At 56.2% G+C, this 22456-nt stretch carries 16 protein-coding genes, 4 tRNA genes and 3 pseudogenes; 3 read left to right on the top strand and 20 right to left on the bottom strand.

Going from position 1 to position 22456, the window contains the following annotated elements; translation table 11 throughout:
* Nucleotides 1–137 precede the first annotated feature (137 nt).
* Nucleotides 138–686 (top strand): annotated as a pseudogene (locus QMK58_RS10745) (recombinase family protein); the annotation flags it as partial.
* A 511-nt stretch (nucleotides 687–1197) separates the two neighbouring features.
* On the top strand, nucleotides 1198–2304 hold the full coding sequence (locus tag QMK58_RS10740) for an SEC-C domain-containing protein (protein ID WP_320396263.1): 1107 nt from the start codon (nucleotides 1198–1200) through the stop codon (nucleotides 2302–2304).
* A 96-nt stretch (nucleotides 2305–2400) separates the two neighbouring features.
* Here QMK58_RS10740 and QMK58_RS10735 read toward each other — a convergent pair whose 3' ends face one another.
* The 4 genes from QMK58_RS10735 to QMK58_RS10720 form a co-directional block, all read right to left on the bottom strand.
* Nucleotides 2401–2949, bottom strand: coding sequence for a hypothetical protein (locus QMK58_RS10735; protein ID WP_320396262.1), 549 nt, complete (start codon nucleotides 2947–2949; stop codon nucleotides 2401–2403).
* 251 nt (nucleotides 2950–3200) lie between these two features.
* Nucleotides 3201–3869: a uracil-DNA glycosylase family protein gene (locus tag QMK58_RS10730; protein ID WP_320396261.1), complete on the bottom strand. Its 669-nt coding sequence runs from the start codon at nucleotides 3867–3869 to the stop codon at nucleotides 3201–3203.
* Between the two features lie 194 nt (nucleotides 3870–4063).
* Complete coding sequence (locus QMK58_RS10725; RefSeq protein ID WP_320396260.1) at nucleotides 4064–4672, bottom strand: GIY-YIG nuclease family protein; 609 nt, start codon at nucleotides 4670–4672, stop codon at nucleotides 4064–4066.
* 1666 nt (nucleotides 4673–6338) lie between these two features.
* Nucleotides 6339–6415 (bottom strand) — tRNA-Val (locus QMK58_RS10720).
* Between the two features lie 184 nt (nucleotides 6416–6599).
* On the opposite strand from QMK58_RS10720, the gene QMK58_RS10715 reads away from it, so the two are divergent.
* Entirely contained in the window at nucleotides 6600–7883 is a 1284-nt protein-coding gene (locus tag QMK58_RS10715) for an FAD-binding oxidoreductase (protein WP_320396259.1), read from the top strand.
* A 97-nt stretch (nucleotides 7884–7980) separates the two neighbouring features.
* Here QMK58_RS10715 and QMK58_RS10710 read toward each other — a convergent pair whose 3' ends face one another.
* The 16 genes and pseudogenes from QMK58_RS10710 to accD all read right to left on the bottom strand — a co-directional run bounded on the left by QMK58_RS10710 (nucleotide 7981) and on the right by accD (nucleotide 22313).
* Entirely contained in the window at nucleotides 7981–8952 is a 972-nt protein-coding gene (locus QMK58_RS10710) for an XdhC family protein (protein WP_320396258.1), read from the bottom strand.
* 1 nt (nucleotide 8953) lies between these two features.
* Nucleotides 8954–10192, bottom strand: a complete 1239-nt coding sequence (locus QMK58_RS10705) for a cytochrome c (protein WP_320396257.1) — start codon at nucleotides 10190–10192, stop codon at nucleotides 8954–8956.
* Nucleotides 10193–10194: 2 nt separating this feature from the next.
* Nucleotides 10195–10734: a (2Fe-2S)-binding protein gene (locus QMK58_RS10700; protein ID WP_046817930.1), complete on the bottom strand. Its 540-nt coding sequence runs from the start codon at nucleotides 10732–10734 to the stop codon at nucleotides 10195–10197.
* The gene (locus QMK58_RS10695; RefSeq protein WP_320396256.1) at nucleotides 10727–13558 is read right to left on the bottom strand and encodes a xanthine dehydrogenase family protein molybdopterin-binding subunit; all 2832 of its coding nucleotides are present in this window, start codon (nucleotides 13556–13558) and stop codon (nucleotides 10727–10729) included. The genes QMK58_RS10700 and QMK58_RS10695 overlap by 8 nt, the downstream gene beginning before the upstream one ends.
* A 176-nt stretch (nucleotides 13559–13734) precedes the next feature.
* Nucleotides 13735–13933: pseudogene (locus QMK58_RS10690) on the bottom strand (LysR family transcriptional regulator); the annotation flags it as partial.
* A pseudogene (locus QMK58_RS10685) lies at nucleotides 13930–14274 on the bottom strand ((2Fe-2S)-binding protein); the annotation flags it as partial. The pseudogenes QMK58_RS10690 and QMK58_RS10685, both read right to left, overlap by 4 nt.
* A 319-nt stretch (nucleotides 14275–14593) precedes the next feature.
* Nucleotides 14594–14670: transfer RNA gene (locus QMK58_RS10680), tRNA-Asp, on the bottom strand.
* 92 nt (nucleotides 14671–14762) lie between these two features.
* Nucleotides 14763–14839: transfer RNA gene (locus QMK58_RS10675), tRNA-Asp, on the bottom strand.
* Nucleotides 14840–14892: 53 nt separating this feature from the next.
* A tRNA-Val gene (locus QMK58_RS10670) sits at nucleotides 14893–14968 on the bottom strand.
* 207 nt (nucleotides 14969–15175) lie between these two features.
* Nucleotides 15176–15952 carry an SDR family oxidoreductase gene (locus QMK58_RS10665; RefSeq protein ID WP_053157926.1) on the bottom strand — a complete coding sequence of 259 codons (777 nt, stop codon included), beginning with the start codon at nucleotides 15950–15952 and terminating at the stop codon, nucleotides 15176–15178.
* The gene (locus QMK58_RS10660; RefSeq protein WP_053157923.1) at nucleotides 15949–17160 is read right to left on the bottom strand and encodes an O-succinylhomoserine sulfhydrylase; all 1212 of its coding nucleotides are present in this window, start codon (nucleotides 17158–17160) and stop codon (nucleotides 15949–15951) included. Before QMK58_RS10660 ends, QMK58_RS10665 begins: the two co-directional genes overlap by 4 nt.
* Nucleotides 17161–17233: 73 nt before the next feature.
* Nucleotides 17234–18739 carry an amidophosphoribosyltransferase gene (purF, locus tag QMK58_RS10655; RefSeq protein ID WP_053157920.1) on the bottom strand — a complete coding sequence of 502 codons (1506 nt, stop codon included), beginning with the start codon at nucleotides 18737–18739 and terminating at the stop codon, nucleotides 17234–17236.
* Between the two features lie 41 nt (nucleotides 18740–18780).
* Nucleotides 18781–19341: a CvpA family protein gene (locus QMK58_RS10650; protein WP_320396255.1), complete on the bottom strand. Its 561-nt coding sequence runs from the start codon at nucleotides 19339–19341 to the stop codon at nucleotides 18781–18783.
* A 98-nt stretch (nucleotides 19342–19439) separates the two neighbouring features.
* A complete protein-coding gene (locus QMK58_RS10645; RefSeq protein WP_053157913.1) occupies nucleotides 19440–20105 on the bottom strand; it encodes an SPOR domain-containing protein in 666 nt (221 codons plus the stop codon).
* Nucleotides 20089–21396 carry a bifunctional tetrahydrofolate synthase/dihydrofolate synthase gene (gene folC / locus QMK58_RS10640; RefSeq protein WP_320396254.1) on the bottom strand — a complete coding sequence of 436 codons (1308 nt, stop codon included), beginning with the start codon at nucleotides 21394–21396 and terminating at the stop codon, nucleotides 20089–20091. The genes QMK58_RS10645 and folC overlap by 17 nt, the downstream gene beginning before the upstream one ends.
* A complete protein-coding gene (gene accD / locus QMK58_RS10635; protein WP_053157905.1) occupies nucleotides 21393–22313 on the bottom strand; it encodes an acetyl-CoA carboxylase, carboxyltransferase subunit beta in 921 nt (306 codons plus the stop codon). Before accD ends, folC begins: the two co-directional genes overlap by 4 nt.
* Nucleotides 22314–22456 lie beyond the last annotated feature (143 nt).

Below are 22456 nucleotides of genomic sequence, written 5' to 3'. Positions count from 1 at the left end.
CACCTTTTACTCACAAGCTTGAGTACTGAAGATGTGGGTTAAATCCAGACAGGCGTAGCACTCCAGCCCGAAGCAGGACGCCCGCACTTTTGGCGGGTGATTGGCCTAGCGATTGAACGTACCTCGATCAGCTCCGAAACGAGTTCACTGAAAACCAAGTGCAGGAAGTGAAAGCCGCTGGCTTCGATGTACAGGCTAGTCGGGTAGTGGAAGAAACTGTGTCGGGTAGCGTCGCTGCAAAGGAGCGTGCAGGCTTCCAGAAGCTCCTAGAACGTATGGAATCGGGTGACGTGCTGATCGTAACTAAGTTGGATCGTCTAGGCCGTAACGCAATGGATGTACGTCAGACTGTTGAACATCTGTCTGCTAACGGTATCCGTGTTCACTGCCTAGCCCTTGGTGGCGTAGACCTGACCAGTGCAGCGGGCAAGATGACAATGCAGGTTCTAGGTGCCGTAGCAGAGTTTGAGCGTGACCTGCTGATTGAACGTTCGCAGTCAGGATTACAGCGTGCAAAGTCTGAAGGTAAGAAGTTGGGCAGACCAGAAGCAACAGACACAACCGCTGCCGTACAACGTCTCAAAGCAAAGGACATGACACAGGCTGAAGTAGCCGCTGACCTCAAGATCGGCATTGCTACAGTTAAACGTCACTGGAACAAAGTGCAATTCAGTTATGCCCAGTAAGGCTCACAGGAACAACGATAAAGCCGGGTGAGATGGTGACATTCCCGCTCGGTTGAACCTTCCCATACGCAGCATCAGACAGTCTCAGACCACGCTGGGGAAACCACTCAGGATTTCATCATTGTCTGACAGGGGGTGGTCTGCCAGAAAGCTAGGGGGTTAAACCCATCAGACCAATGTATGACAACCAATAGCCCATACAGGGATTTCATCGCCAGTCCATACGGATTCGACTTGAAAACCCAATCTCAAAATACAGGAGACTGGGTATTCGGGAGGGGTTAGCAGTTTGTCTAAGTCACACCGAGACTAGCCATAGACTTAATCACGAATAGTTGGTGCCGTTTAGTTGGGGGCAGATGAAGACCTCCGTGCAAGATAGCTTTTTGCAACGGGATTGAGTAAAGCGCATGAAGTTTTGCAGCGTTAATAGGGTTAAATAATTTAGTACGGTCAATAGAGCGATGTGGCAACGGTCATTATTACTCAACAGAAAGGAGTCTGCTTTAATATGAATTTAGGACGCAACGACCCGTGCTGGTGTGGATCAAAACTTAAGTTTAAAAAATGCCATCTTGACCGAGACAAGCAGCCCGCCGCCAGTCTTGCCGATGCTTACAGAACATTGAAGAAGTTCATCATTTCGAAAACGTGCAGCGTGCCGCCAGCATTACATTCAGAATGCACCAACAAAATAATAAACGCACATACAGTATCCAAAAGCTCCTCTCTAAAAGAGATATCAGTTGATGGTCATGTTTTATCGTTTCACTCTAATGCGCATGAAAACATAAAAACAGGAAAGTTTAGCCCGACCAAAATAGGAATCAATAAAGCATCGACATTTACTGGCTTCTGCTCTCACCACGACAAAATATTGTTTTCCCCTATTGAAGACAATCCTTTTGGCATTAATTCTGAACACTGTTTTCTTGTGGCTTATCGTGCAGTTTCGAGTGAGTTGCATGTGAAAAATGCCGCCTCGAAGGTTTACCTAGATGTTAAAGGCTTTGATAAAGGACTACCATTAAATCAGCAAATAGCCATCCAGCAGTTTGCGGGAAGTGCCTACAAAAATAACGATCTGACAAAAAACGACCTTGCTTATATCAAAGGCAAGCTGGACATGATGTTTAAGGAGAAGACAGCCTCTCATCTCAAGCATGTGGTATTCGAGCTTGAAAAACCACCATCTGTAATGGGGAGTGCCATCGTAGCCCTGAGATTCGGATTCGATGGAAAACCGATACAGAATTTCTCTCAAAATATTCAGGATATTCCAGACTATATAATCATCAATTCTTTTTCGAGCTCGGAGAAAGGTTATATAGTTCTTTCATGGTTACAAGAGCACGCCACTACCGCACACAAGCTTATTAGGCAAATCACAAAAAACAACCTTACCTCAGATCACCTCGCAGCCTTAATGATCAGTTTGATTGAAAATATATATATCGCTCCTGCTTGGTGGGATCGATTGGAGAGAAAGCTACAGAATTATGTTTGCGACTTATTTTCTGGCGGAATTACTAAACAATATACCGGCCATTCGATAGTCAACGTACCCGCCCTAAACATTGCCAGAATCAAGAGTATGGATAAATCGTTGATGCTCTGACCTGAATATTATTTCGGGGGGTGCGTGGGCGGTTTGCTATCATGAATACCTAGACTGATGAAGTGCGGCATGGGTGACACGGGGCTTTATCTTTTATCAACCCAGATACAGCCTGCCCAGAATCAAGACGCCGATTGTGGCTATTGTCCCTAAAATTACTTTCAAGAGAAAGATGACGTAGGGATCAGTTACCAATACAGGCCGAGGATATGGTTCCGGCATTGATTCTGGTTTAATGATGTCTTTAACTGTAACGTTGATCATTTCAGCCTTGAGCACTTTTGATTGCTCTACATCCCACACCGCCAGTCGGCCACGCTCATTGAGAGCATTATCACTAACTGTCAGCGTCAGCAATACTATTTTGGTATCAAGGTCGGTGTTTAGCAGCATATTAAAGATGTCTATTGGCAGTATTGTGTGAATAGCAAATTGAGGATCGTTATAACGAATACTTCCATATGACTCATCTGGTTGACCGCACTCGATGGTGACGTAGCCATGATTCACCATGCCCTCCCCTAGAACTTCAATTGCATGCGGCTCTGGCATATCCGCCATGAAGCTTATTTCTCTACCGTCGCCATCCTTGGAGAGATATTTATTAAAGGCTCGGTAGCTCAAAACGAACATTAGTTCTGTCATGGCATGGCATCCTATTGTGGGCTCTGCTCTTCCTTATCCCAACGTACATGCTCCGTGTCAAACTCAACCCTCATCGCTTCCACGCGCTTTGAATTCGGCATATCAAGCTTGCACTCAGCCTGACCACTCTCGACTAGCCTGTACGTCTCTGAAGCACGATGTACACCTTGCACTTCCACACCTTATCTTTTCGTCTGCTCTCTAGTAAGCAGGGAGCCTTGAGCTGCCTGTTGTAGGGAATAAGAAAATAACTAATTGATGATTGCAATTTTATATTGCTCTCTCAACTGTGTTAGCTTTGTATTCCTGTAATTTTCTTCACCTCCAGGCATATTGCTCCAAGATGGGTGCCATAGCTCGCCGACAGGAAGCTGGTGTAGTGTTCTGATTTCGGGACGGGAAAGATAACGAAATACCTCACCACCGAGTGCCAACAAATATTGTGGCCGGTACAGCTCTATTTCAAGCTTCAAGTGCTTATGAAAACAAGTGTGCATCGTTATTGCTGGCAATGGTGCTTGCTTGCTTTCTTCTGACTGACACTTTACAAGTGCAGATAAGGCCGCGTGCCGGAAAACGTCGCTTGGAGTGGCTGGAACGTCGAGAATAAAAGCAACCCTGCTTATCAGGTTCTTGTGGAAATTGCTTGCAACATTGAGCTTTTCTTCAAATAGGTCTCTTACGACGTGCAGGTGTTCTTTAACAGCTTCACTAGTTGATTTATTTTTATAAAGATCATTTTCCCACTCAGGAGCTTTCCCTGGGTTTTTCCCAATTATCAGCATTGATACTACTGAGTTTTCAGAGACATAAAAACTTCTCGGAATTATACCTCTCTCTGGCGAATTTGTTATTCCTTTGCAGCTTAGGGGACATTCCACAATTTTTGAGTAAAGGTCGATATATCTCGTGACGCTCATAGAAACTTCCTCTTTGCTAAATCGCCATTAAGCTAACAAACAAAAAAAGCGTAGTTCTTGAGAGTCCATCGATCCAGAAGCTAGTTCTTAAGCGGCACTCCACAATCCGCAATAACTTAAGCCACAACGTGTGACAGCCCCCCCCCCAAAACAGCTAGCAGGCGACACGCATCCGACCAAAATAAATAACCAATTCAATGTTTTCCGAGCAATTCATTAAGCCAAAATCTATGCCTCTCCCCCAGATTAAATATATAACTCTCCAATTTTTGATTGAGCACTTCCAAACTCCCGAGTCTCTTTCTATACAAGTCTCTTTGCTCTTTAACGTAGATATACGAGCTCAACTCATGCTTGCACTCTTCGAACGTGGCGAGCTTCAATTTTAATCTCTCCAACTCCTTGGATTGATGTTCGCTTTGCGTATAATAATGCATTACCTGAGATGTTAACTTATCAATGTCCGCCGCATTACCATGAACCTCGCCAACTAAGAATTTTGAAATCAGCGAAAAAATCACATCTTCAGCTACGATTGAGTCCACTTTGAAAAACTCTCTGTTGCCAGCCTCAACCCTGTAAGGATCGAAAGCATTATGCAATAGTTTTTCCACTTTAACTCTATCAACGACAAACCAGGCACGAGCAACGATAAATCGTGTCGGAACTCCTGTAGTAAACAAGTCACTCGCTCTTACAAACGGATTGCTTTCTGTTTGCCCAATCTTAACATATCCTGGCATTGACTCATTCGTAAGCAAATATACAAATCCGCTATTTGTTTCAGGGTAGACATAGCTCATATTCGCCACCAAGCTTACTTAAAACAGAAAGAGCTTTAGTATGGTAAGGCTGGTTTTGAATTTCCACGAATTCCGCAACATTTATTAGGCCATTTTGGAATAAACATTCCAGAAGGCTATAGATTTCATTCAGCATTGATTGCTGAGGCACTAGTAATTAACTTAAGCGAGTTCGCTCAGACATTGGTTTATCGGGTGATTTGTTGAGCACTCAATAGAAAGACCGCAGAAGTTGGCTCTATTTTTTGGGTGATTCACTGTACTAGCTAGGCTTCCTGCTTTCCTTAAAGCCATCTGCGATCCAGACAATCAGCCGGATAAGCCAATGCGCGGCTATCACCTAAGCCACAGCTCCCGCAAACCATGCCAAAGCTATGACACTTGCATTCTCTCCAGCCCTTCCGCCGCTAATAAGTATTGAAATCCAAGCAACAAAAAAGATCACACTAAAGGCAAGAAACGTAAATGCTGGTCCAAGCCTCAACACCTGAGCCAGTCGCCAACACCCTTCGTGCCTGAACCAGTCAGGACGCCTGAACAGGAAAGATTTCAGCATTACTCACTCCAAAAAAGGAGGCCGCTCAAGTCGATGGCACAAGGATTCTAGGAGATCACACCCGATACAGCACAAGGAGTAACTATGAAAAGATTAATTGCAGGGATTGCCCTGCTCCTAGCCTGCATGAAAAACGAACGCAGACAGATCGTTCATTCAAAATGCGGGTATGAAGCGCCAGTGAGCGATGATTCGCCTACGGGGACTTTTTCAAAGTTGTCTTGGCAGGGGGGAGCAGCGAGGCTACATTTCACCTCACCTCACCTCACCTCACCTCACCACAACCATAAGGAATATGCGAATGAACACCTCTATCCTCTTTGCATTCGTAGCCGTTTTGCTCGCCGGCTGTGCAGCAGGAAGCAACTTCAAACCCGTTACCGCAGAAGGAGCCTCCTGCAAAGCTGACTGTGCGAGAGATATGGCTCATTGCGGAGGCTCTTCCTACACTTGCGATAGGGCAGCCTCAACATGCATGAGTGCCTGCGAAGACCTTGACGCAATCAAAAGCAAGCAAGGCCAATAAAGCCAGTAACCGGAGATCGTTGCTGAGTTCACGTGCTTTCCTGCTGACTGATGCAGAGGACGGGATTGAAGGCCACACGGTTTCTTATAGCTGCCTGTGAAACCACGCAGAGTGAGGCCACCGCACAGAGAAGGCTATCCCTTTGGGTAGTCACACAATTCAAAGAGCGTGGCGTAATCCGGGAATCCTAAGTCGTTTAGCCGAAGATTCATGTCGTCTCTGCTCATTGTAATTTTTAAGTCATCCCTGCTTGCAATCCCTACCCCAATAGCCATAGCAAAGACGATAATTTGCTGCATCGTGCGGTTGATTGCCATCTCTCTCGGAATGCCAGCAGCTAGCATTGATTCCAACGGGCTTTCGCATGTGCTCATTCGTTGCACCCTCTCGCGAATCGGTTTACTCAGAAACACTAGTAGATTGAGAGTGAGCCAACCCAACAAACCCACCTAAATCAGCGTTCACATTGCCCAGTGTGAACGAACCCGATATTTTGTGAACGTTCTGCATAAAATCCAAGACAACAAAAAAGGGCCCACCTTTCGGTGAGCCCTTCTAGACCGCCCAGCAGAGCGGATTTTGTTTGGTAGGCGCGATTGGACTCGAACCAACGACCCCCACCATGTCAAGGTGGTGCTCTAACCAACTGAGCTACGTGCCTGCTGTGAGGCGGCATTCTACGGAATTCCGGAGGGGTGTCAACACCTTTTTTCGAGCTAACCCTATGAATATGCAAAATATTTAATTTTTCGAGTGCGAAGTGGATTTTCCGGGTGGCTGGCGGGGGATTTTTATCTCGGGTAGGATCAACGCACTCGTAAAATATATTAAACAGAGGCTGCCGGATGGCGAACACTCCCTACCCTGAGTCCTACTACGCCGCATCGGCCAATGCGGTTCCGCCACGGCCGGCATTAGAGGATGAAGTCCAGACGGATGTCTGCGTGATTGGCGCCGGTTATACCGGGTTGTCCGCTTCCCTGTTCCTGCTGGAGAACGGCTTCAAGGTCACTGTACTCGAAGCCGCCAAGGTAGGTTTTGGCGCGTCGGGGCGTAACGGTGGCCAGATCGTTAACAGCTACAGCCGTGACATCGATGTGATCGAGCGCACCGTGGGCCCCATGCAGGCCCATTTGCTGGGGCAGATGGCGTTCGAGGGTGGACGGATCATTCGCGAGCGGGTCGCCACCTACAACATTCAATGCGACTTGAAGGACGGTGGCGTGTTTGCTGCCATGACTCCCAAACAGATGGGTCTTCTCGAGTCCCAGAAGCGCCTGTGGGAGCGATTCGGTCACACTCAGCTCGAGCTGATGGATCAAAGCAGAATCCGTGAAGTGGTGGCCTGTGATCAATATGTCGGCGGGATGCTCGACATGAGCGGCGGACATATTCATCCGCTCAACCTGGCGCTGGGTGAAGCAGCAGCGGTTGAGTCCCTGGGCGGGACGATTTATGAGCAATCGCCGGCGGTGCGCATCGAGCGCGGCGCGAACCCGGTGGTGCACACCCCGCAAGGCAAGGTCAGGGCCAAATTCATCATCGTGGCTGGCAATGCCTATCTCGGTAACCTGGTTCCGGAACTGGCCGCCAAATCGATGCCTTGCGGCACGCAGGTCATCACCACTGAGCCTTTGGGCGAAGAGTTGGCAAAAGCTCTGCTGCCGCAGGACTACTGCGTCGAAGACTGTAACTACCTGCTCGACTACTATCGCCTGAGCGGCGACAAACGCCTGATTTTCGGCGGTGGCGTGGTGTATGGCGCACGGGATCCGGCGAATATCGAAGCGATCATTCGACCGAAGTTGCTCAAGGCATTCCCGCAGCTCAAGGACGTGAAGATCGATTACGCGTGGACGGGCAACTTCCTGCTGACCCTGTCGCGACTTCCTCAGGTCGGACGACTGGGCGACAACATTTACTATTCCCAAGGCTGCAGCGGCCATGGCGTGACCTACACGCATTTGGCTGGCAAGGTACTGGCCGAAGCATTACGTGGTCAGGCCGAGCGTTTTGATGCGTTTGCCGACCTGCCTCACTACCCCTTCCCCGGCGGACAAATGCTGCGCACGCCGTTTGCGGCATTGGGTGCGTGGTATTACGGGTTGCGGGACAAGTTCGGGTATTGATTGCTAAAGATCAGCATCGAAAGATCGCAGCCTGCGGCAGCTCCTACATGGGGATGCGTTCGGAGTAGGAGCTGCCGCAGGCTGCGATCTTCTGATCTTAAAGACGATCCCGCGCAATACCACTGCGAATCCGCAGGATGTCAGCCAGCACCGCCAGTGCAATTTCCGCTGGCGTCTTGCTGCCCAGGTTCAGGCCGATGGGCGCGTGAATCCGCGCCAACTCTGCATCCCCCAGCCCACCGATACGCCGCAACCGCTCGAAACGCTTATGCGACGTCTGCATGGAACCCATTACGCCGATGTAAAACGCATCGGTGCGAACCGCCTCCATCATCGCCAGGTCATCGATGCGCGGATCATGGGTCAACGCCACCACTGCGGTATCGCTGTGGCAGCCGCCATCGGCGATGAATACCGACGGCAGTTGACGGCGAATCTCCACGCCATCCAACACGATGCCTTCAAGCACTTCGTCCCGCGGATCACACAGAATCACCTCGAACCCCAGACCGACAGCGAACTCGGCACAGGCTTGCGCGACGCTGGAATACCCCGCCAGCAGCAAGCGCTGAGCCGCGCCGACACGCACGCGCACCCGGTCGATCTCACGCTCGATACGCACACCCTGTTCACGATCATCGAACAGGCTGCGCGCACCGCTTTGCAGATCTACTTCACGGATCAACCGACGTCGCCCCAACAGCGCTGACTCCAGTTCTCGCAGATGCGCCTGAACCTCACAATCGGGTTCAAGCTTCTCCACCAACACATCGAGCACACCGCCACAGGGCAGGCTCACCCGCGAGCGCGGATCATCGCCTTCGCCGTAACGAACGACGCTGACTGCGCTCTCGAACGCCCCCTCGGCGACGCGCTCGAGGAAATCCTCTTCAACGCAGCCACCGGACAGCGAGCCAATCCATTGCCCGTCAGCATTCACCGCCAACAACGAGCCCGGCGCGCGCGGCGCCGAGCCGTAGGTCGCGAGCACCGTACACAGCCAGATGCGCTGGCCTGCCGTCGACCACTCCAGCGCCCGGCGTATCACTTGCAGATCGAGATGCTGCATGTCAGTGGGCCTTGTGCTCGAGTGGCGGCGCATCGGCCCGCAACTTCTGCACGTTGTTCACTGCCAGATCACCCGGCTGACCGCCCCACCCCTGACGCAGGTAGTTCAGCAAGTCGGTGAGTTGTTCGTCGTTCAGCTTCTGGACGAACCCCGGCATCGGCTGCATGTGCTCGAACCCGGAGAACTTCTGCTCACCTATACCGTCGTCGATCACTCGCACCAGGTTGCGCGGATCTTCCAGGCGCAGCGTGGTGTTGCCGCGCATGGCCACCGCGATGTGCGGCTTGCCCTCACCGCCCGGCGCATGGCAACCGGCGCAGACATTCAAATATTCCTGACGGCCGCGCTGGGCGCTCGGGCTCAGTTTATCCAAAGGCACTTCGGTGAGCACTTTGGCCGCGGGTGGCTGATCGCCGAGCAGGAAGGTCGCCATCGCCGACAAGTCAGGGTCAGTGAGGCCCTGGGTGCTGTTGTGGAACACCGGGAACATCTCGTTGAACATCGTGCCTTGGGCGCTCATGCCGTGCTTGAGGAACGAGCTCAGGTCCTGATGATTCCAGCCACGAGCCGCCAGGTCAGTCGCCAGCAGGCTTGGCGCCAGATAGCCATTGAGAATCCCGCCGGTCATGCGCTTGTCCATCTGCATCGCACCGGGCAAACCACGGGGGGTGTGGCACTCGCCGCAGTGACCGAGTACGTCGACCATGTACTGGCCGCGCTTCCAGGCTTCGCTTTTACCATCGGCCGACTCCAGCTTCACGTCCTTGCCGTACATCATGTTCCAGCCCATCAGGCCCAGCCGCACGTTGAACGGAAAGCTCAGGCTGGTGACCGGTGCGGCACGTTCTATCGGCTCTACGGTCTTCAGGTAGGCATGAATCGCGTCAGAGTCTGCACGCGGGATCAGGTGGTACGAGGTGTAAGGCATCGCCGGATACAGGTTCGCGCCATCGCGGCGCTTGCCTTCGGTCAGTGCGGCGAAGAAGTCTTCATCGCTGTACGAACCGATGCCGTGCTCTTTGCTCGGGGTGATGTTGGTGCCGTAGATCGTGCCGAACGGCGAGACGATCGGCAGGCCGCCAGCATACGGTGCGCCACCGGGTGCGGTGTGGCACGCCATGCAGTCGGCGGCGCGGGCGAGGTACTCGCCTTGCTTGACCTGCGCATCATCCGCGTGAGCTGCCACCACAGGCGCAGCCAGACCAACCGCCAACGCCAGACGGCTAAGTAGAAGCTTCATGCTTAACCCTCCTTGACCAGGCCGAGATCAGTCAGCACGTTGCGGGTGGCGCTGTAGTAGCGCACGTATCCGGTGCAACGGCAGATGTGATGCCCGAGGCTGTCCTCGATGACTTTTTCCAGCTGGCTTTTGACTATGGGCTGGCGCTGCAGCTTTTCCACCAGCACGGTCGCCGCATTGACGAAGCCCGGCGCGCAGTAGCTGCACTGGAAGGCGAATTCGTCGACGAAGCGCTGCTGGATCGGGTTCAGCTCGGTGACCTTACCCTGCTCGTCGCGGCTCGCGTGGCCTTCGATGGTCCGTACTTTCTTGCCTTCGAAGTAGTGCGCGCCGGTGATACAAGTGCGCACTTCTTCGCTGGTGCCGTCCGGGTTGTCGACGATCACCACGCAGGCGTGACAGATACCCTGGCCACAGCCCAGGCGCGAACCGGTGAGGTTCTTGTATTCGTGCAGGTAGTCGATCATCGGCAGGTCATCAGGGATGTCCACCGGGCCGACGGATTGACCGTTGAGGGTCAGTTGAAGCGGACGGTTAGCCATTGAGGGCCTCCTTGATGCGTGCAGAAGTGATAGGCAGGTCGCGGACACGTTTGCCGATGGCATGCGCTACGGCGTTGCCGATGGCGCCGACCACCGGGATCATCACCACTTCGGCGATGCCTTTGGACGGGTCGCTCGGCGACAATGGCGGGAGGATTTCCGCCGTCTGTTTCCACACCGCAACGTGGCGCGCCATCGGCAAGCGGTAACGGTTGAAGTTCCAGTCACCCTCCCCCGGCCCGCCTTCGTACAACGGCATTTCTTCCATCAGCGCATGGCCGATACCCATGGCGATGCCGCCTTCGAGTTGCCCCTTGACCAGCTCTTCCACCAGCACCCGACCGCACTCGACCCACGAGTGATGGTTGAGAACCGACACTTCGTTCGAACCCTTGTTGACCTTCACTTCCACCAGCGTCGCGACCGGGCTGTAGTAAGTCACCGCCGCGTTGTTCAACTGGGTGGCCGGGTAGGCGATGTTCTGCCGATCCAGCAGATGGAAACCGCCGCTGTTCATCTGCGCCAGCTTGGCCTTCGGCGCACCGTCGCCGTACTTGACCGCCAGGCCATCGAGTGGCAAACGCTCGCGCACGCCATCGATGCTGTACTCGGCTTCGGCCCAGCTCCAGCGGTTGAAGCCATGCACGGTCGCGCCGGTCACTAGACCACGCTCGTGGGCACGTTTGGCCAGCACGGCGAAAGGCAGGGGCTCCATGCCGTTGGCGGTGAGTTTGCCGTCGACCCAATGGGCGTCTTCGCGGCGCACCACGTAAGGGTTGGCCTGACCGCCGTAAGGACCTTGTCGCCAAATCTCCATCGCCGCCGGCCACAAGCCGTGGTTGAACAACACGCGCGCCGCTTCACGGGTGGCGTGGCTGAAGTAGTACGCCGAGTTGGTCGCCGACGAGGCCGATGCAACCTTGCCCACCCAACGAGGATTGCGCAGGAAGTTGTCCTGCTCGGCCTGGCTCATGATGTACGGATTGCCGCCACTGATCAGCTGCAACTCTTTCCATTCGGTTTCGCCGGTCTTCACTTCGTGCGCCGGGAGACCGAGGAAGTCGGCCACCACCATCGCCTGGGAGGTGGACATACCGGTGCCGATTTCGATACCGATGTGACGCAGATTGATGCGGCCCTCGGCAGTGAACTCGATGCTGGCCATCGGCGCTTCGGAACCGGTGCCGAAGTCTTTCTGGCAGATGGCAAAACCGACGCCGTACCAGTTATCCGGATCGGCCGCTTCGCGTTGCTGCTTGATCGCGGCGCGATTTTTCCAGGTGTCGTGAACGGCCGCCTTGTCGAGAATCTCGTGCAGGCGTAAAGCACCGGCCGGGATCGCGCCCTGGGTGTTTTTCATGCCCGAACGCAACGCGTTTTTGCGGCGCAGTTCAATGGCATCGACACCCAGGCGATCGGCGATTTCATCGACCATCATCTCGGTGGCCGCCATGCTCTGCAGGGTGCCGTAACCGCGCATCGACCCGGCCTCAACGGCGCGGGAGTGATACGCCGTGACCTGCAGATCGTTCTGCGGCATGTAGTAGATCGACTGTGCCGCCGTGGCGCCAACTGCCGCCACCGATGGGCTGTAGTTGATCCGTCCGCCGCCGTCGACGCTCATCTCGGAGCGGAAAATCTTGAAGCTGTGGTCGGTCTTGTCCACCGCCAATTGGTAGCGAATGTCGAACGGGTGACGCTTGATGCCACTCTGGAACTGCTCGTAGCGGTCGTTGGCCAGGCGCACTGGCACACCGGCGCCGTACAACGCGGCCAGCGCTGCGTAGTAGACGAAAATGTTGTGGTCTTTCGAGCCGTAACCGACGGTGTAACCCGGGTGCATGTTCAGGTTAGCCAGGCCGAAACGCGACGGTGCGATCATCTTCGCAGTTTCGGTGGCTGCTTCCAGCGGGCACTGGGTGGCGACGACGAAGTGCAGGGTCTTGGTCGCCGGGTCGTACCAGCCGTTGCCGTTGTCCGGCTCCATCGCGGCGGGTTCGATTGACGGGGTCTTGTAGCGCTCGTCGAAGACCAGCCAGTTGTCCGGCGGTGTGTCGATCTGCTGCTTCATGCGGTCGGCATAGAACAAACCGCGCTCGGTCAGGTTGCCGTGCAGGTTGGGCTGGGAGTTCCACACCGGACGACGGTTTTTCAGCATCGGGAACAGGATCGAATCCTTGAGGCTGGCAAACTCGTCCTCGTCCGCCGAGGTCGCGCCGCCGACACGCACGTAGCGGAAGCTGCCGTACGGATCGCCTTCGTAGAACGGCACCTGGGCACCGTAACGAATCGCCTTGTCATTGAATTTAAGTTGGTTCTTGGCCTGGCGAAAACGTTCGAAATCGTTCCAGATCAGGATCGCCACCGGGTGACCGATGAACATCGGCACCTTGCCGGCCGGCAACAGCGGATCCGGGGCATGCTCCTCAGGGAACACGATACCGTCCTTGACCAGGTCTTCGGCGGTGACGACGCGGTCCGGCTGCAATTCGGCACCGAGCCATGACAAGTCGATGCCTGCAAAAATGTGGTCGGCCTTGATGGTTTTCAGCAGCATGGCGTGGCCTTGCTGCTGAGGCCAGCCCGGCATGTCCTTGGCGCGGATGTCGCGGGCAAAGACCTTGCTGCCGCAGACCTTGGACAAGGCATCGTTACGGGCGCGCGCCTTGCCGTTGTTGCCAAGCCACTGCTCGGACGGCACGGTCACGCTGCTTTCCATCAAGGCGGCCAGCGCCTGGCTGCTCAATGGCGTGAGCGTAACGCTCACGCCCGCTACCAGCCCGCCCTGAAGGAACGAGCGCCGGGATATATCACGGTTGGACATGGATCATCCTCTGGGCGGTTATGGGGTCCGCCCTTCTGGTTATGTTCTGGAAATCTCGAGTCTTGCAGAAGCCCTTTTCGACGAAGCAAAGGGCTGTTGTTGACAGTGCAAAGCTGACCGAAAGGTTAAGTTTATAGGCTTATGCCTTCGCGGAAAACCAAAAACTGACCAAGGAATCAAAAAACCGCGACTTTTCGACGCAGCAGTTCGATCGATAAACAACCCCAGCGTCCGACTGATGTGCTCGCCCTTGCGCAACAGCAGCCCGAAGGATGCCTTTTACACATCCAGCCCCACAGGCAGCGCCACCACCAGTGTCCTTTCAAGATAGTCGCGCAATGCGGTTTGCGACAGCAGCATGATCGCGTCGGTCAGCGGCATTTCCCCGGGCGTAGCAACGGGCAGGTCGAACAGTATTCGGCAGGCCCGGTGGCCAGGTAGTAAAAGCAGCAGGTCCGGCGAACAATTCCTGCATTAAGGCTTCCCGCCAGGCCTCGCACTCATTGAGCGCCATAGGTCAGCGGCTGACCGTGATGCAGCGGCATCGAAGAAGTCCACAGCCCCTCATCGTGACCGTATTCGATCACCGTGTTGTCGAGTGTCAGCAACAGCCCTTTGTCATACACCGACACCGCATACAAACAGGCACCGGCCACCAGAAACGACAAGCGCTTGCCCAGCAGCGAGACGGTGATCGCCCGGGTCGGCGAGCCGATTGTTGAGAGGTCGCACCAAGTCCTCTATCCGAATTACACCTGGTAAGGCTTGAATTATTTGATGACCGGCCGATATTTCGACCACGCAGCACCGGCTTATCGAGGCTGCGGATTACTGAGGGGAGTTTTCAAGAGACAACGAACTCACGGGCCATCCGCGCTTGAATGGCAGATGCAGAACCGTGGGGGGGAAAGGAGTAAAAACCAAATCGCACAAACAAAAAACCCCGGTCTTTCGACCAGGGTCTTTGCTATCGACTCGAAGTAACCAGTGGCTTCTTCGTAGCTCCAAGGCGTTCAGTGGGCCTCGGGGCAGATATGGCGCAGCGGACGGGACTCGAACCCGCGACCCCCGGCGTGACAGGCCGGTATTCTAACCGACTGAACTACCGCTGCGTATCGCTTTGGACTTGCGTCCAGGTAACTCGTCTGACTGAAAACTCAGTAGCTTTTCAATCTCGAACCAGGCGTACCCGATTCGGAAAATATGGCGCAGCGGACGGGACTCGAACCCGCGACCCCCGGCGTGACAGGCCGGTATTCTAACCGACTGAACTACCGCTGCGCGTCGGTGCAGGCATTTCAGCCTACCTCTTGCTTTCGCAAGTCTCTCGGAAGTGGTGGGTGATGACGGGATCGAACCGCCGACATTCTGCTTGTAAGGCAGACGCTCTCCCAGCTGAGCTAATCACCCGTTTGCATCTCCGAGGCCGCGAAATTTACGCAGGTAGCGGACCTAAGTCAATAGCAGGATTGAAGTTTTTCTGAAAAAGACGAAATCCGCATAAAACCTGTAGGAGCTGGCTTGCCAGCGATGGCGGCCTGCCAGCCAACCTGGATGCCGAATGTTCCGACCGATCGCGAGCAGGCTCGCTCCTACAGTTGATCAGATCCGCCAGTGTCACTCGCTGTAGATCATTTTCTTGGTCATACCGCCGTCGACCACAAACTCCTGGCCCGTAACGAACCCTGCGTTCCTGGACAACAACCACGCCACCATCGCCGCCACATCCTCAACCGTCCCCACCCTGCCCGCCGGATGCTGGGCATGATCGGCATCAGTCAGTGGCTCGGCACGGCGTGCCGAAGGGTCGCGTGCATCGATCCAGCCAGGGCTGACGGCGTTGACCCGAATTTCCGGGCCGAGGCTGATTGCGAGCGCATGAGTCAGGGCAAGTAAACCGCCCTTGCTCGCCGCATAGGCCTCGGTGTCAGGTTCCGACTGCCCGGCGCGGGTTGAGGCCAGGTTGACGATCGCCCCACTGTGAGCACGCAGGTACGGCGCACAGTGCTTGGCCAGCAACATCGGCCCACTGAGGTTCACTGCCAGCACACGGTTCCAGTAGGCCAGATCAAGGCTTTCCAAAGTGATGTTGTGCGGATCGGCAACCGCGGCGTTACAGACCAATGCATCAAGACGCCCGAACTGGCCCAACACCTCGGCAACGCCGAGCGCCACCTGCCCTTCGTTCGAAACATCCATGGCGATGAACCAGGCGTTATCGCCCAGCACCTTCGCCACTTTCGAACCGCGCTCGCGATCCAGGTCCGTCAACACCACTTGCCAGCCTTCGCTGATCAGCCAGGCGGCAATCCCCAGGCCTATGCCCCGCGCCGCACCGGTTACCAGCGCGACACGACCATTGGCGCCGGTGGACGGCGTGGACAACTCGATCACAGCGCGGCCAGACCGCGCGCCAGATCGGCTTGCAGGTCTGCCACGTCTTCAAGGCCCACCGCGACGCGGATCAGACTGTCACGAATGCCTGCCGCTTCACGCTCTTGCGGCGCCAGACGCCCGTGCGACGTAGTGCTCGGGTGCGTAATGGTGGTTTTGCTGTCGCCCAGGTTGGCGGTGATCGAAATCAGGCGAGTGGCATCGATAAAGCGCCAGGCGCCCTCTTTGCCACCCTTGACCTCGAAACTCACCACCGCACCAAAGCCTTTCTGCTGACGCAGGGCCAGCTCATGCTGCGGATGGCTCTTGAGGCCGGCGTAATGGACCTTCTCGATACCGTCCTGCTGCTCCAGCCATTCGGCCAGCTGCTGGGCGTTGGCGCAATGCGCCTTCATCCGCAGGTTCAGGGTTTCCAGGCCCTTGAGGAAGATCCAGGCGTTGAACGGACTCAGGGTCGGCCCTGCAGTGCGCAGGAAACCGACCACCTCCTTCATCTGCTCGCCGCGACCCGCCACGACGCCGCCCATGCAACGACCCTGACCGTCGATGAACTTGGTCGCCGAGTGCACGACGATGTCAGCGCCCATTTTCAAGGGTTGCTGCAATGCAGGTGTGCAGAAGCAGTTGTCCACCACCAGCATCGCGCCTTTGGCGTGAGCGATTTTCGCCAACTGGGCGATGTCCACCAATTCGGCCAGTGGGTTGGATGGAGATTCGACGAACAGCAACTTGGTATTGGATTTGATTGCTGCATCCCAACCGGACAGGTCCGCCAGGGCCACATAATCGACCTCAATGCCGAAACGCTTGAAGTACTTTTCGAACAGACTGATGGTCGAACCGAACACGCTGCGTGATACCAGTACGTGATCACCGGCGCTGCACAGGCTCATTACCACGGCCATGATGGCCGCCATGCCGGTTGCGGTAGCCACGGCCTGCTCGGCGCTTTCCAGCGCAGCAATACGCTCTTCAAAGGCGCGCACGGTCGGGTTGGTGTAGCGCGAGTAAACGTTGCCTGGCACTTCGCCAGCGAAGCGCGCAGCAGCGTCGGCAGCCGTACGAAACACGTAGCTGGAGGTGAAGAACATCGGATCACCGTGCTCGCCTTCAGGCGTACGGTGCTGACCGGCACGTACGGCCAGGGTATCGAACGCTACGCCTTCGAGGTCGCTGTCCAACCGACCGGCATCCCAATCCTGACTCATGCTGTCACTCCTTTCCCTATTCTCGTCAATTAAAAGCCAGATACAAAACCGGCCCCTCAGGGCCGGTAGAAACTCAGTTGTTGTACAGATCGATGATCGCACTGACTGCCTGCGTCTTGACCTTGGAGGCATCATTGCGTGCCTGCTCGATCTTGTTCAGGTAAGCCTCGTCGACGTCACCGGTGACGTAATGGCCGTCGAACACCGCGCAATCGAACTTGTCGATCTTGATCTTGCCGCCGCCGACCGCTTCGATCAAGTCAGGCAAGTCCTGATAGATCAGCCAGTCGGCGCCGATCAGGTCGGCCACGTCCTGGGTCGAACGGTTGTGGGCGATCAGCTCGTGAGCGCTGGGCATGTCGATGCCGTAGACGTTCGGGTAGCGAACGGCTGGAGCGGCGGAGCAGAAGTAGACGTTTTTGGCGCCGGCTTCGCGAGCCATCTGGATGATCTGCTTGCACGTGGTGCCGCGCACGATGGAATCATCCACCAGCATCACGTTCTTGCCACGGAACTCCAGCTCGATGGCGTTGAGCTTCTGGCGGACGGACTTTTTCCGCGCAGCCTGGCCCGGCATGATGAAGGTCCGGCCGATGTAGCGGTTTTTCACGAAACCTTCGCGGAACTTCACGCCCAGGTGGTTCGCCAGCTCCAGAGCCGCAGTACGGCTGGTGTCCGGGATCGGGATGACCACGTCGATGTCGTGTTCCGGGCGCTCGCGCAGGATCTTCTCGGCGAGTTTCTCGCCCATGCGCAGACGGGCCTTGTAGACCGACACGCCGTCGATGATCGAATCCGGACGCGCCAGGTAGACGTGTTCGAAGATGCACGGGGTCAACGACGGGTTGGTCGCGCACTGACGGGTGTGCAGCTTGCCGTCCTCAGTGATGTAGACCGCTTCGCCCGGCGCCAGGTCGCGAATCAGGGTGAAACCGAGCACATCCAGGGAAACACTCTCGGAAGCGATCATGTACTCGACGCCTTCGTCGGTGTGACGCTGACCGAACACGATCGGACGGATACCGTGCGGATCGCGGAAACCGACGATGCCGTAACCGGTCACCATCGCCACCACCGCATAACCACCGACGCAACGGTTGTGCACGTCGGTTACAGCAGCAAACACGTCCTCTTCGGTAGGCTGCAACTTGCCGCGCTGGGCCAGTTCGTGTGCGAACACGTTGAGCAGTACTTCCGAGTCGGAGTTGGTGTTGACATGGCGCAGGTCAGATTCGTAAATCTCCTTGGCCAATTGTTCAACGTTGGTCAGGTTACCGTTGTGCGCCAGGGTGATGCCGTAAGGCGAGTTGACGTAAAACGGTTGCGCTTCGGCCGAAGTCGAGCTGCCTGCGGTCGGGTAGCGCACATGGCCAATACCCATGTGGCCGACCAGACGCTGCATGTGACGCTGCTGGAACACGTCACGCACCAGGCCGTTGTCCTTGCGCAGGAATAACCGGCCATCATGGCTGGTCACGATACCGGCAGCGTCCTGGCCGCGGTGCTGGAGCACGGTTAGCGCGTCATACAGCGCCTGATTGACGTTCGACTTACCGACGATACCGACGATGCCACACATGCGACGCAACCCCTACTTAATGGATCTGAACTGAACACTGCTCACTGAGGCGTTTTGGCCATCGGCAAGAGGTGTTCCTTGAACGGTATTTCAGCGGGTACGCTGATACCGCTGGCAAGCCACTGACTGCTCCACCCGAGAATCAGGTTTTTGGACCAATCGGCGACCAATAGAAATTTTGGCACGAGCTGTGACTCTTTCCACCACCCGTCCTGCTGTACCGGCCCCAGGCTCAACAGCCCGACGGCGATGACCACCAGCAACACACCACGCGCGGCGCCAAAGGCCATACCGAGGAATCGATCGGTTCCGGAGAGCCCGGTGACGCGAACCAATTCGCCGATAAGATAATTGATCATTGCGCCTACGATTAACGTGGCGATAAACATGATGGCACAGCCCGTTATTATACGAGCTGACGGCGTTTCGATGTATCCGGCGAGGTACTCGGACAATGAACCACCAAACATCCAGGCAACGACTGCTGCGATGATCCAGGTCACCAGCGACAGTGCTTCTTTGACGAAGCCGCGGCTCAGACTGATCAATGCGGAGATGGCGACGATTGCAACGATCGCCCAGTCAACCCAGGTAAATGGCACAGTGCAGCCTACAGACGGATAAGGCGGCGCATTTTAGCAGAGCCCATGCTTATCGGTAAGCTGCGATTGTCAGTGCATTTCAAATCGGGGCGATAGTTTTAACCGCGCTCTGGCTGAAAGCGCACGACAAAACCCTTGAGGTTCTGTTGACGGCTCAGCAAGTCACGCAGGCGATCCGCTTCGGCGCGCTCGATCAACGGCCCGACAAACACCCGATTTTTACCGTCAGCGGCACGAATGTAGGCGTTGTAACCCTGGCTACGCAGGGATTTTTGCAGTTTCTCCGCGCTTTCACGACTCGACAGGCTGGCCAGTTGTACCGACCAGCTGACCGACAGGCCATTGGCATCGACCCGGCTTTGCGTGGTGTCGGGCTTGCCCGTTGCCGCTGTGATCGGCTGAGCGGGTGGCGTGGCAGGCTTGGCGGCCAACGCAGGATTTGGAGCAGGCGCAACCGGCTTGGCTGCTGGAGCCACAGCCACTGGCGCAGTTGGTACGGCCGGCACAACGGGCGCTTCCTGCTGAGCGATTTCGTCATCGCTGGGCACCGGCTCCTGAGGCAATGCTTGCGGTTCAGGCACCACCACCGGCTCGACTTGTACCTGCGGCATCGCCGGAGCCTGTGGCGCGGCCGGGGCTTCGACCGTCACCGAACGCTGTTCGTCCTGACGGGAAAACAGCATGGGCAGAAAAATCACCGCCAGCGCGACCAGCACCAGGGCGCCGACCATACGCTGTTTGTATGCCTTATCCAGCAATGCCATTTGCCACTTCCTCCGTGGAGCGCCGGGCCAACCATTCAAGGGCCTCGGCGACACAATAAAATGATCCGAACAACAGGATTTCGTCGTCGCTCGTTGCCTGCGCGCACTGCCCTTCCAGGGCGGCGGCCACACTGGCGTAGGACGTCACCGAAGCACCAAGGCTCTGCAACGCTCCCTGCAAATCGCCAACCGGTCGAGCGCGCGGAGAATCCAGCGGCGCAACGGCCCAATGCTGGACACTAGCACTCAATTCACCGACAACACCATCCAGATCCTTGTCCGCCAGCAAACCGAACACAGCCAGGCGCTTGCCGACCGGAGGTCGACTCGCCAGTCGACGGGCCAGATACTCCGCTGCATGAGGGTTATGCCCCACGTCCAACAATAAACTCAGGCGCTTGCCGTGCCAGTTGATCTCGCGACGATCCAAACGACCAACCACGCGCGTCGCTTGCAGTGCCTCAATAATCTGCGCATCCACCCAAGGCAAACCGAGCAACAGGTAAGCTTGCAAGGCCAGCGCCGCGTTTTCCATCGGCAGATCGAGCAAAGGTACATCGCGCAACTCGACAACGCGCCCTTGGGCGTCAAGACCGCGCCATTGCCAGTTGTGATCGGTGACGCCCAGATCAAAATCGCGCCCACGCAGGAAAAACCGGCAGTTGAGCTCGCGAGCCTTATCCAGCAGGGGTTGAGGAGGATTGAGGTCGCCACAAAGCGCAGGCGCGCCCTGACGGAAGATACCGGCCTTTTCAAAGGCCACGGATTCGCGGGTATCGCCCAGGTAATCCGAATGATCGACGCCAATGCTGGTGACCAGCGCCATGTCGGCGTCCACCACGTTGACCGTGTCCAGACGCCCGCCGAGCCCGACCTCCAGCACCACCGCATCGAGCGCCGACCGCTGAAACAGCCAGAACGCCGCAAGGGTACCCATCTCGAAGTAGGTCAGGGACGTTTCGCCACGCCCCGCCTCTACCGCCGCGAAGGCTTCGCACAACTGTGCGTCAGTGGCTTCGACATCATTGACCTGCACCCGCTCGTTGTAACGCAGCAGGTGCGGAGAATTGTACACACCGACTTTCAGGCCCTGCGCCCGCAGCAATGACGCCACGAAAGCACAGGTAGAACCCTTGCCGTTGGTGCCGGTGACGGTAATCACCCGAGGCGCCGGCTTGCCCAGTCCCATGCGGGACGCTACCTGCTGCGAACGCTCCAGGCCCATGTCGATGGCCGAAGGGTGCAACTGCTCAAGGTAGGCGAGCCATTCGCCCAGGGTACGTTGGGTCATAGGCTGGCAGGTACCGGTGGAACGACGATCGGCTCGATGGGTGCAGCGACGAATTTCGGCGTCGGCAGGCCCATCATTTGTGCCAGCAGATTGCCCAGACGCGGACGCAGTTCCTGACGGTGAACGATCATGTCGATGGCACCGTGTTCCAGCAGGAATTCACTGCGCTGGAAGCCTTCCGGCAGTTTTTCGCGAACGGTCTGCTCGATAACGCGCGGACCGGCGAAACCGATCAGTGCCTTCGGCTCACCGACAATCACGTCGCCCAGCATCGCCAGACTGGCGGAAACACCGCCGTAGACCGGGTCAGTCAGCACGGAGATAAACGGGATGCCCTCTTCTCGCAGACGCGCCAGCACCGCGGAGGTCTTGGCCATTTGCATCAAGGAGATCAGCGCTTCCTGCATCCGCGCACCACCGGAAGCGGCGAAGCAAATCATCGGGCAGCGTTTTTCCAGGGCGTAGTTGGCGGCGCGCACGAAACGCTCACCGACGATGGCACCCATCGAACCGCCCATAAAGGAAAACTCGAACGCCGAAACCACGACCGGCATCCCAAGCAAGGTACCGCTCATGGACACCAGGGCATCTTTTTCGCCGGTCTGCTTTTGCGCAGCGGTCAGGCGATCCTTGTACTTCTTGCCGTCGCGAAATTTCAGACGGTCAACCGGCTCCAGATCCGCACCCAGCTCGGCACGACCTTCGACATCAAGGAAAATATCGATGCGGGCGCGGGCGCCGATACGCATGTGATGGTTGCACTTGGGGCAAACATCCAGGGTCTTTTCCAGTTCGGGACGATACAGCACAGCCTCGCAGGACGGGCATTTGTGCCAAAGACCTTCAGGCACCGAGCTCTTCTTGACCTCGGAACGCATGATCGAAGGGATCAGTTTGTCTACCAACCAGTTGCTCATGCTTTCTTTCTCCAGTACCGGCGGCCCGAACACTCTGGTTCGCAGCCCCGCGTATGCCCTTGAGCTAAATTCATGTGTGCGGCGATGATTGCAGAGCCGCCACGGTCAGCGCGAAACATGACCTGCGTGCAACCCCGATACCC

Origin of the sequence: Pseudomonas sp. P8_241 (genome assembly GCF_034008315.1) — a bacterium.
In the GTDB taxonomy this organism is placed as follows: Bacteria; Pseudomonadota; Gammaproteobacteria; order Pseudomonadales; family Pseudomonadaceae; genus Aquipseudomonas.
Note: the sequence above shows the minus strand (reverse complement) of the source record. Positions and strands in the feature narration are given on the sequence as shown.

Excerpts from the sequence above, each read along its gene's own strand:
- QMK58_RS10740 (WP_320396263.1), top strand. The coding sequence starts at position 1,198 with ATGAATTTAGGACGCAACGACCCGTGCTGGTGTGGATCAAAACTTAAG.
- QMK58_RS10735 (WP_320396262.1), bottom strand. The coding sequence starts at position 2,949 with ATGACAGAACTAATGTTCGTTTTGAGCTACCGAGCCTTTAATAAATAT.
- QMK58_RS10730 (WP_320396261.1), bottom strand. The coding sequence starts at position 3,869 with ATGAGCGTCACGAGATATATCGACCTTTACTCAAAAATTGTGGAATGT.
- QMK58_RS10725 (WP_320396260.1), bottom strand. The coding sequence starts at position 4,672 with ATGAGCTATGTCTACCCTGAAACAAATAGCGGATTTGTATATTTGCTT.
- QMK58_RS10715 (WP_320396259.1), top strand. The coding sequence starts at position 6,600 with ATGGCGAACACTCCCTACCCTGAGTCCTACTACGCCGCATCGGCCAAT.
- QMK58_RS10710 (WP_320396258.1), bottom strand. The coding sequence starts at position 8,952 with ATGCAGCATCTCGATCTGCAAGTGATACGCCGGGCGCTGGAGTGGTCG.
- QMK58_RS10705 (WP_320396257.1), bottom strand. The coding sequence starts at position 10,192 with ATGAAGCTTCTACTTAGCCGTCTGGCGTTGGCGGTTGGTCTGGCTGCG.
- QMK58_RS10700 (WP_046817930.1), bottom strand. The coding sequence starts at position 10,734 with ATGGCTAACCGTCCGCTTCAACTGACCCTCAACGGTCAATCCGTCGGC.
- QMK58_RS10695 (WP_320396256.1), bottom strand. The coding sequence starts at position 13,558 with ATGTCCAACCGTGATATATCCCGGCGCTCGTTCCTTCAGGGCGGGCTG.
- QMK58_RS10660 (WP_053157923.1), bottom strand. The coding sequence starts at position 17,160 with ATGAGTCAGGATTGGGATGCCGGTCGGTTGGACAGCGACCTCGAAGGC.
- purF (WP_053157920.1), bottom strand. The coding sequence starts at position 18,739 with ATGTGTGGCATCGTCGGTATCGTCGGTAAGTCGAACGTCAATCAGGCG.
- QMK58_RS10645 (WP_053157913.1), bottom strand. The coding sequence starts at position 20,105 with ATGGCATTGCTGGATAAGGCATACAAACAGCGTATGGTCGGCGCCCTG.
- folC (WP_320396254.1), bottom strand. The coding sequence starts at position 21,396 with ATGACCCAACGTACCCTGGGCGAATGGCTCGCCTACCTTGAGCAGTTG.
- accD (WP_053157905.1), bottom strand. The coding sequence starts at position 22,313 with ATGAGCAACTGGTTGGTAGACAAACTGATCCCTTCGATCATGCGTTCC.